Source organism: Pelistega suis, from assembly GCF_013133795.1.
Lineage (GTDB): Bacteria > Pseudomonadota > Gammaproteobacteria > Burkholderiales > Burkholderiaceae_B > Taylorella > Taylorella suis.
On sequence record NZ_JABGBN010000008.1, the window covers coordinates 115,051 to 124,454 of the forward strand.

The window sequence follows — 9,404 nt, forward strand, 5'->3', positions numbered from 1 at the left end:
TCCTATCTAAGGTTACGAGGTGCTAATGACTACATAGCGGCTACTTTGGCAAATGCTTTATCGGCTGCATCAAAGGTTTTTGTGAGAATCTCTTCATTGTGGCAAGCAGACACAAAGCCTGCCTCAAATGCAGAAGGTGCTAAGTGTACGCCTTCGTCTAACATAGCATGGAAGAAGACGTTAAATGCCTTGGTATCGCTTTCCTGTACCTCTGCAAATGTGGTGGGAACTTCAGACCGGAAGTAAATCCCAAACATCCCACCAACAGAGTCAGCACTAAATGTGACGCCATGCTTAGCGGCTTTTTCTTTTAAGCCCTTAACGAGTGTGGCGGTTGTGGCGGATAATTGTTCATAGAAGCCAGGACGATTCAAAATCTCTAATGTTTTAAGACCTGCTGCAACAGATACGGGATTGCCAGATAGGGTGCCAGCTTGGTATACCGCACCCATGGGAGCAATATGTTGCATGATATCTTTACGTCCACCAAAAGCCCCTACAGGCATACCGCCTCCGATAACTTTAGCGAGTGTTGTTAGGTCTGGTTTGATACCGGTTAATCCCTGAACGCCTTTAGGTCCTGCGCGGAAACCCGTCATGACTTCATCAAAAATAAGTAAGGCACCATGTTGTGTACATAGCTCACGTAAGCCTTCGAGGAAGCCAGCTTTAGGTTTAATTAGATTCATATTGCCAGCAATAGGTTCTACAATGACACAGGCAATGTCGTTACCTACTTCATTAAAGGCTTGCTGAACAGCGTCAAGATTATTGTATTCAAGCACAATGGTGTGGCTGACAAACTCTTGAGGTACGCCAGAAGAGGAAGGATTGCCAAAAGTGAGAAGCCCAGATCCCGCTTTGACAAGTAAACTGTCAGAGTGTCCGTGATAGCAGCCTTCAAACTTGATGATTTTACGGCGATTGGTCGCACCACGGGCTAAGCGGATAGCGCTCATGGTAGCTTCTGTACCAGAGCTAACGAGACGAACTTGTTCAATAGATGGCAGTAGCGCACAGATTTTTTCTGCAAGAATCACTTCTCCTTCAGTTGGTGCGCCGAATGATAAACCATTGACAGCAGCATCTTGTACCGCTTTTACGACTTCAGGATGAGAATGTCCGACAATCGCTGGCCCCCAAGAGCCAAGATAATCAATATATTGTGTTCCCTCAACATCCCAAATATAAGCACCATTGGCTTTAGCGATAAAACGAGGAGTGCCGCCTACTGACTTAAATGCGCGAACAGGTGAGTTTACACCGCCTGGAATGCTTTCTTGTGCACGTTGGAAAATATCTTGGTTTTTCATATGCTATGCCTTAAATAATTGGTTAAATGCTTTGCATGTATTATATACATCCGCTTGTTCAAAAAGACCCGAAATCACCGCAATGCTATCAGCACCAGCCGCAATAACAGAGGGTGCATTGTCTAGTGTGATGCCACCAATGGCAACCATTGTCTGTCGGGGTGTTTGGGTAAATAGTGTTTGTGCATCGCTAAATAGACTGAGTGGTGCATGCACGGCGTCTGGTTTAACGCTGGAAGGAAAAACGGCGCCAAAAGCAAAGTAATCGATATCAAGCTCAATCGCTTGTTTGGCAAGAGGTAGCTGATTATAGCAACTCATACCAATCAGCAAAGAATGTTGTTTCTCTGCTAATGTATTTTTAATGGATTGAATATCACCATCGTCACGACCAAGATGAACGGCATCCGCCTGAACTTCTAGTGCTAATCGCCAATCATCGTTAATGACAAATAAAGTGCCATATTCTTTGCAGTATTGTGCGACTTGTGCCGCTTGCATGCAAGCTAACTCAAAAGGGGTGTTTTTGCGACGCCATTGTAAAACGGGCAAGCCTGCTTTGCAGGCTTGTTGTACGGCATCTAATAAACGGTCAAAGTCAGACCATTCGGGAGTAATACCGTAGAGTCCTTTGGGAAAACGCAAAGAGGAATTCATTGTTTATGTCTCGTAGTAGGCAAGGCGATCAGGTTGTGATTTGCCCATACCAAGTTGGATTTGGTGTTCGATTTGCTTGAGCGCCACCGTCAGCGATAGATTAACAGCATCTATTGTGTTCTCGCCATTGGCTAGAAGACAAGCTAATGCGCTAGCCACCATATCGGCAAATTCTGCGGGTGTTTGAATGTGTGGATCATGAGCAAAATAGTCTTCGCGATCGGTACATTGAATAAGGCGATGGCGCATAGAGCTCCCATAGCGTTCATTAAGTACTAAGCAGTATTCAGCACCTAAATCAAGTACGTGTCTAATGAGGTCGTCTGTGGTGTGAATATCAAAATCATCTGATGTCCATTGTTGTGCGTAATGGGAGTCAACGACGGCAATATAAGAGAGTGGAGCCAGAATATCAAGATAGGCATCTGTTAGCATCTCTGTATATAAGCGTCCACCGCTTGGTTCTTCTACTTCGACGTGATTGTAGAAATGCTTACCAAAAGTAGAGATTAATGGGAGGTCGTGATAGTCTGCTGCAATCCCAGCAATAGCATCGAGGGTTTCAATACCAAATACCGCCCCAATTTTAAAGGCTCGAATTTTGATATCTTCGAGGATAAAACGAGCTTGTGCATCAATGGTGTCAGATGAAATAGGGATAACATCAATCACGCTATTACTATCCTGTACGGATAGTGCGGTGACGACGGATGTTGAGTAGCACCCTAGTTGCGTTGCTGTAATAGTTTCCGCGGGGAGGTGAGCACGATGTGTTGGATCGTACATATTAAAAAATAAAACACCGCTAGGTATGGCTGAGGACATAGTAAAAGACTGAGTTGCTGTAAAATAGTAAGAGTTATTTTAGCGTAAAGTTTTTATAAAGGACATTTTCAATGCAAACATGGATGTGTTTAATTTGTGGTTGGGTATATGATGAAGAAGCAGGCGCTCCTGAAGAAGGAATTCCTCCTGGCACAAAATGGGAAGATGTTCCTCCTAATTGGGTATGCCCAGAGTGTGGTGCACGTAAAGAAGATTTCGAAATGATGGCGATTTAATGGCATCATGAGTGATAGTCCTCTCAATCTTAGTGGTCATTTTTTGATTGCTATGCCTACGATTGAATCCGATATATTTGACGGTACACTAATTTATCTTTTTGATCATAATCAAGATGGGGCGGTTGGTTTGATTGTCAATCAGCCCTCTACTATCCCTTTTATTGAATTATTAGGTGATTTAAGCACGATTGGTGAGTCAGAGGAGGATATCGAAAAGAATGTCGCTGATACTTGGGTATATTTTGGTGGGCCTCTAAATAGCGACAAAGGCTTTGTCTTGCATAGTGCGGATAAGACCTATCGATCAACTATTGGCAATGGACGGATTTTGATGACCTCATCAAAAGATGTGTTGCTTGATTATGCGAGAGGACAGGGCCCCAAGCATTTTATGTTGGCATTGGGCTACGCAGGTTGGGGGCCGGGTCAGTTAGAAGATGAGTTGGCTAGAAATGCATGGCTAACGGTCAAAGCGACAGAAGAAGTGCTTTTTACTTGTCCTGTGGTTGAACGTTATCATCGAGCGATGAGCTTATTAGGCTTTAATCCTGATGTGCTTTTAGGGGATATAGGTCATGCCTGAGTTGATCGTTCTGGCATTTGATTTTGGTTTAAAGAAAATAGGCGTGGCTTTAGGGAATACATTTCTTAAAGAGGCTCAACCGCTAGAGATTATTCGTACCGAAACAAAACAAGCTCGATTTGAGGCGATAGCAAATTTAATACAAAAATGGGAACCTGATGTATTAGTAGTGGGTTTGCCCTTAACCGAGACGGGCGAGGAGCAATTTGCTTCTGGGCATGCACGGAGGTTTGCCAATCAATTGCATGGGCGATTTAATTTGCCAGTTGAGTTGGTGGATGAACGAGGGAGTAGCATGGAAGCTCAACAACGATTATCTAAAAATATCGATGAGGATGCTGTTGCAGCAGCAATTATCTTAGAGCGGTATTTTAGTCAGCCTTTGAGTTAAAATAAGCCGATTATTTGAAAAAGGAAAGAAATATGCAAATACCTACAGCAGAACAACTGTATAGTCAATTAAAGGCAGGATTAGAAACACTACTGAAAACAAAGCCGGCTGACAAAGTTCATTTAGTAGGTATTTATTCAGGTGGGGCATGGATTGCAGAGAGACTACAACAAGATTTACAGCTCCCCAATGAGCTAGGTTTGCTTAGTACGAGCTTTTATCGAGATGATTTTAATAAAATCGGCTTGCACACACAAAAACAAGCGACACAAATTAATTTTGATGTGGACGGTAAACACATTATTGTAGTGGATGACATTCTATATACGGGGCGTAGCATTCGAGCAACGATGAACGAGTTGTTTGACTACGGTCGTCCTGCCTCTATTTCATTAGCGGTATTGATTGATCGAGGTGGTCGCCAATTGCCTATTGCGGCTGATGTGGTGGGCGGAGTGATTCCACTAGAGAAAGGCACTAATTTCGTGCTTTCTCATAACGAACAGTATTTATTTGACATCGCAATTGAAAAGGAAGATGCACGTGTATAATCCGCAACTTAATCGACATGGCGAGCTTACGCATTTATTAAGTACAGAGGGTCTTTCTAGGGATATTCTGACGCATATCTTGGATACGGCACAGAGCTTTGTTCCGCTGGCTGAGCGAGATATTAAGAAAGTGCCTTTATTGCGTGGTAAGAGCGTTTTTAACTTATTTTTTGAAAACTCTACTCGTACGCGTACAACCTTTGAAATTGCTGCCAAACGCTTATCGGCAGATGTTTATAATTTAAATATTAATGCTTCCTCAACCTCTAAAGGCGAGACTTTATTAGACACCATTAGTAACTTAACGGCGATGCAAGCCGATATTTTTGTGGTGCGACATGAGGCAAGTGGAGCCCCCTATCTTATTGCGCAACATGTTGAGCCGCATATTCATGTAGTGAATGCCGGTGATGGTCGTCATGCACATCCAACGCAAGCCTTACTGGATATGTATACGATTCGCCACTTTAAGAAAGATTTTTCTAATTTAACGGTGGCTATTGTGGGCGATATTCTTCACTCTCGAGTGGCTCGTTCAGATATTCATGCTTTAACTACATTGGGTGTGGCAGAGATTAGAGCAATTGGTCCATTGACCTTATTACCCGGTGGTTTAGAGCAGATGGGTGTGAGAGTTTTCACTGATATGCGTGAAGGCTTAAAAGATGTTGATGTTGTTATTATGTTGCGTCTCCAAAATGAGCGCATGAAAGGCGCTTTATTACCATCATCACAAGAGTATTTTAAACATTATGGTCTAACAGAGGAGAAGTTAGCCTTGGCTAAATCGGATGCGATTGTGATGCATCCGGGGCCAATGAATCGTGGTGTAGAAATTGATTCTGTTGTGGCAGACGGTGCTCAATCGGTTATTCTGAATCAGGTAACATTTGGGATTGCTGTGCGCATGGCAGTGATGAGTATTGTGGCAGGAGCAAGTGTATGAAATTACGCATTATCAATGGTAGATTATTGAATCCTGCCACAAAGCAGGATGAGGTGGCAGTGATTGATATTGCTGCGGGTCGTATTGTAGGTATTAATTCAACAGAAGATTTTTCAGCGGATCAGGTGATTGATGCGGCGGGTAAAGCTATCATTCCCGGGTTGGTTGATTTATCTGTTCGTTTACGTGAACCGGGTAATGAACATCGTGCGACCTTAGAGACTGAGATGCGAGCAGCTTTGGCTGGTGGTGTGACAAGCTTAGTGTTGCCTCCAGATACGGATCCTAGTTTAGATGAGCCCGGCTTGGTCGAAATGCTTAAACATCGTGCGCGTCAGTTAAATCAAGCTAATCTTTATCCTCTTGGTGCAATGACGGTAGGATTAAAAGGTGAGGTTCTGACCGAAATGGCAGAATTAACAGAGGCAGGATGTGTAGCGTTTTCTCAAGCCAACAAGGGTTTGCTAAATTTAGCAACGCTTAACCGTGCCATGCTTTACGCTAAAACGTTTGACTATACCTTATGGATTCAACCTTCAGAAACCGACTTAGCTAGCTCAGGCGTAGCAGCTAGCGGTGCTTTTGCCTCACGCTTAGGCTTATCAGGTATTCCTGTGCAAGCGGAAACGATTGCGTTACATGCGCTTTTCGAATTGCAGCGTAGTAACAAAGTGCGTTTGCATTTATGCCGAGTGACGAGTGCCGAAGGTATTGAATTGGTGCGTCAAGCAAAAGCGCGTGGTTTGCCTGTAACGTGTGATGTCTCTATTAATCACTTACATCTCACAGATACTGATATTGGCTTTTTCGATAGCAACTATCGACTTTATCCACCTTTACGCTCTCAACGTGATAGAGAGGCGATTACTCAAGGGTTATTAGATGGTACGATTGATGCCATTTGTTCAGATCATACACCGATGGATGATGAGGAAAAATTATTACCGTTTGCCCAAGCAGAGGCGGGGGCTGTTGGTGTAGAGATTCTTTTAAGTCTTGTATATAAGTGGGCGCAGGAACATAAAGTACCTCTTTTAGACGCTTTAGCTAAAATTACGTTTAATCCATACCAAATTCTGAAAGCAGGTGCACCAGCATTGCCTCCTTGCGGACAGATTGCGGTTGGAGCACCTGCTGATTTAGCGATTGTTGATTTGGGTGAATATTGGCAAGTTAATCGTCAAACTTTAGTTAGCCAGAGTGCGCATACGCCTTTTAGTGGTTATGAGGTTCCAGCAAAAGTCAAAATGACGATTGTGGGCGGTCGCATCGCTTGGGAATAGAGGTGTCACTTGTCCATCATTCGATTTTTAGTTCGTGTTACCGCTTTATTGTTTGTTGTGCTTACGGGTTTATTTATTGCCTTTGCTTTTTATGGATGGATAAGTAAACCTAAAAGAGAGTGGGTGTTGCAAACATGGTCGCGTTGCCTTATGAAAACGACAGGTGTAAAGGTGATTAGCGAAGGCTATCCAATTATGGAGGGCCCAGTGATGTTGACGGCAAATCATGTATCGTGGATTGATATTTTTATTATCAATAGCCAACGTGCGACAGCATTTATTGCTAAATCTGAGATTCGACAGTGGCCGGTGATTGGCTGGTTGGTCGCTGCAGCAGGCACTATTTTTATTCAGAGAGGATCTCGTCAAGCCGTAGTGGAGATTAATCAAACTCTGTCTCATCATTTTAATGAAGGGACTTGTATTGGTTTATTTCCTGAAGGCACCACGAGTGATGGTTTGACCGTGTTGCATATGTTTAGCGGTTTACTAGAGGGAGCAATGAAGGCTCAAGTCCCTATTCAGCCAGTCGCTTTGTTATTTAGTTATCAAGGTCAAAGAAGTGGTCGAGTGGCTTTTGTCGGAGAGCAAACCTTAGTGACTAATATTTGGGTTTTATTGAGTAGCAAAGATGTTAGCGTAACGGTGAGATTTTTGCCGCCAGTCACTCAAGCAGGAGAGACGGTTGTTATGTCTAGACAAGAGTTGGCTGATAAAATCCGTGAGGTTTTGTTAAAAGAGATTGTGCCTGTTTAGTTGATGGTTCAAAAGTTATCAAAATACTTATCCCCGTATTGAACGCTGTATTTGACGTATAGTGTTCAATACGGGGATAGTCTTTTTTAGGGCTAAAATACCTAAGAGGCTTTTTATAGTTATTGATTACTTGTGAGACTTATCCATGCATCTCTAAGGTATTTTTTTGTTGGCGGTATCTTTCGAGTGCCTTTAAACCATAATGTGTACAAACAATAATCGAGAATACTGGCATCACAAGTCCCATAAAAGGAATAAGTGATAGTGCTGCACATACAAAACCAATAAACCAGAATCCTTTTTTGTGAGTGCTTAAAATGTACTTTCTTTCTTCTGCTGTGGCATGCTCAACAATCGCATCGACTTGTGACATATGAGAGAAAGCATAGGCTCCCCAAAATAGCGAAAGAATAATGGACATAAAAGGGATAAACCATAAAGGTAAGGTGAGTAACCATCCTACAATAAAGATGCATGAGACTTTGATCGCATTAAAGGTGCTGACAGAGTTAACATGTTGGCCTTTCTTTTCAAGATTGGGGAAATAGCGCTCGCTAATAAACTTAACTGCGAGTGGAGTCACCATAATGGCAGCAGCAGCTAGACCGATAATTACACCGATGGCTGATAGGCTAATAAAAGATAATAAACCCGCTAACCAATCACTCATCGTGGAGAATCCCCAGCCAAATGATTGTGCTTTTTGGAACCATCCCCAATCCGCTGCACTAGAGAAGAACCATTCATCTAATGGATTCCACGCAAAGATTAACAGAAAAAGAATGCTGACAATCGCAATGACTAATGGCAATACGATAGCAAAAAGCATGCGAGGTTGTAATTGAGTAATGATTCCTTTGCTAAAGGAATCTGCAGTACTTAAGTAAGACATAAATAAACGAAACGTAAAAAATATTGCTTATAAGAGAGTAAAACGGTGCTTACGTGTTGTATTTAACAAGCAAGCTGTAATCTAACTAGATAGTATCAGAATGCGCAAACAATCTGTGGATTTTGTTTGGATTGAGAATTCTGAGCGTTGCAAATAAGAGCGGAGTATTAAAGAATAGGGGCGGCTTATTAAAAAGCAAGTCCTTTTTAGAGCAAGCGTTGTAAGCCTTTCCTTATATAAGCAGAGAGTGGTAGTGGAGGGATTAGAAATAAATGCGAGGGGGCTGTGAACAATGTGTACCATATACGACACATCTGTGTTGCATTTTTAATACAATATGCGATAAGAATGAAAATTCATTGTAAATCAATTAGTTGCGTTTGGTTTTTGGCGTTTGTTGGTTTTTTGGTGGGATGTTTTTTTGTGTTTTTGTTAAAAAAGCTTGCCAAGGTTTTGGGATTGGTTCATAATTCAAATCTTTCCTGCTAACGCAATGCTTTTTAGGCAAGGCAGCGGGAAGACAAGCAAAGCCAGTTGATGTTGTAAATAAGATATTGATTGGTTGGTTTTAAAAATAAATTAAAAATATTTTTAAAAAATGCTTGACAGAATGTAGTGAGTTAGTTCATAATTACATTCTTTGCTGCTGACGGCAACGACGATTGAGTTAAGTAATTAATTCTCGTTAAATAGTCAGACGAATTTAAAATGTTAAATTCGATTTTGTTCTTTAACAACTAACAGCCGATAAGTGTGGGCGCTTGGAATGAGAGGCGTCATCCTATCACGGGATGAGCTAAAAATATTATTTTAAGTGCTTACACTACATACAGAAATAAGGTTTTTTTCAAAACGTTATTTCTTTGAGTATAAGCAGCGATAGTATCTTCGGATACTACAATTAAACAGGAATTGAACTGAAGAGTTTGATCCTGGCTCAGATTGAACGCTAGCGGGATGCCTTACAC

At 42.0% G+C, this 9,404-nt stretch carries 11 protein-coding genes; 7 read left to right on the forward strand and 4 right to left on the reverse strand.

Going from position 1 to position 9,404, the window contains the following annotated elements:
- Positions 1-29: 29 nt before the first annotated feature.
- The 3 genes from hemL to HKX39_RS09345 are packed head-to-tail and all read right to left on the reverse strand — an operon-like array spanning position 30 to position 2,756.
- Positions 30-1,313 carry a glutamate-1-semialdehyde 2,1-aminomutase gene (gene hemL, locus HKX39_RS09335; RefSeq protein WP_171681055.1) on the reverse strand — a complete coding sequence of 428 codons (1,284 nt, stop codon included), beginning with the start codon at positions 1,311-1,313 and terminating at the stop codon, positions 30-32.
- A 3-nt stretch (positions 1,314-1,316) separates the two neighbouring features.
- A complete protein-coding gene (thiE, locus tag HKX39_RS09340; protein WP_171681056.1) occupies positions 1,317-1,970 on the reverse strand; it encodes a thiamine phosphate synthase in 654 nt (217 codons plus the stop codon).
- Between the two features lie 3 nt (positions 1,971-1,973).
- Positions 1,974-2,756, reverse strand: coding sequence for a bifunctional hydroxymethylpyrimidine kinase/phosphomethylpyrimidine kinase (locus HKX39_RS09345; RefSeq protein ID WP_171681057.1), 783 nt, complete (start codon positions 2,754-2,756; stop codon positions 1,974-1,976).
- A gap of 110 nt (positions 2,757-2,866) precedes the next feature.
- On the opposite strand from HKX39_RS09345, the gene HKX39_RS09350 reads away from it, so the two are divergent.
- From HKX39_RS09350 to HKX39_RS09380, 7 genes are read left to right on the forward strand one after another with little or no spacing between them, the layout of a single operon-like run.
- The gene (locus HKX39_RS09350; protein WP_023950708.1) at positions 2,867-3,031 is read left to right on the forward strand and encodes a rubredoxin; all 165 of its coding nucleotides are present in this window, start codon (positions 2,867-2,869) and stop codon (positions 3,029-3,031) included.
- A gap of 7 nt (positions 3,032-3,038) precedes the next feature.
- Entirely contained in the window at positions 3,039-3,617 is a 579-nt protein-coding gene (locus HKX39_RS09355) for a YqgE/AlgH family protein (protein WP_246226153.1), read from the forward strand.
- A complete protein-coding gene (gene ruvX, locus HKX39_RS09360) occupies positions 3,610-4,008 on the forward strand; it encodes a Holliday junction resolvase RuvX (protein ID WP_171681058.1) in 399 nt (132 codons plus the stop codon). The genes HKX39_RS09355 and ruvX overlap by 8 nt, the downstream gene beginning before the upstream one ends.
- 32 nt (positions 4,009-4,040) lie before the next feature.
- Positions 4,041-4,559 carry a bifunctional pyr operon transcriptional regulator/uracil phosphoribosyltransferase PyrR gene (pyrR, locus tag HKX39_RS09365; RefSeq protein ID WP_171681059.1) on the forward strand — a complete coding sequence of 173 codons (519 nt, stop codon included), beginning with the start codon at positions 4,041-4,043 and terminating at the stop codon, positions 4,557-4,559.
- Entirely contained in the window at positions 4,546-5,505 is a 960-nt protein-coding gene (locus tag HKX39_RS09370; RefSeq protein ID WP_171681060.1) for an aspartate carbamoyltransferase catalytic subunit, read from the forward strand. Before pyrR ends, HKX39_RS09370 begins: the two co-directional genes overlap by 14 nt.
- Positions 5,502-6,788: a dihydroorotase gene (locus HKX39_RS09375; protein ID WP_171681061.1), complete on the forward strand. Its 1,287-nt coding sequence runs from the start codon at positions 5,502-5,504 to the stop codon at positions 6,786-6,788. The genes HKX39_RS09370 and HKX39_RS09375 overlap by 4 nt, the downstream gene beginning before the upstream one ends.
- Positions 6,789-6,797: 9 nt before the next feature.
- On the forward strand, positions 6,798-7,544 hold the full coding sequence (locus HKX39_RS09380; protein ID WP_171681062.1) for a lysophospholipid acyltransferase family protein: 747 nt from the start codon (positions 6,798-6,800) through the stop codon (positions 7,542-7,544).
- Between the two features lie 139 nt (positions 7,545-7,683).
- Here the strand turns inward: HKX39_RS09380 and HKX39_RS09385 are convergent, their stop codons facing one another.
- Positions 7,684-8,436 (reverse strand): EI24 domain-containing protein, encoded by a 753-nt coding sequence (locus HKX39_RS09385; protein ID WP_171681063.1) that lies wholly within the window; start codon positions 8,434-8,436, stop codon positions 7,684-7,686.
- Positions 8,437-9,404 lie beyond the last annotated feature (968 nt).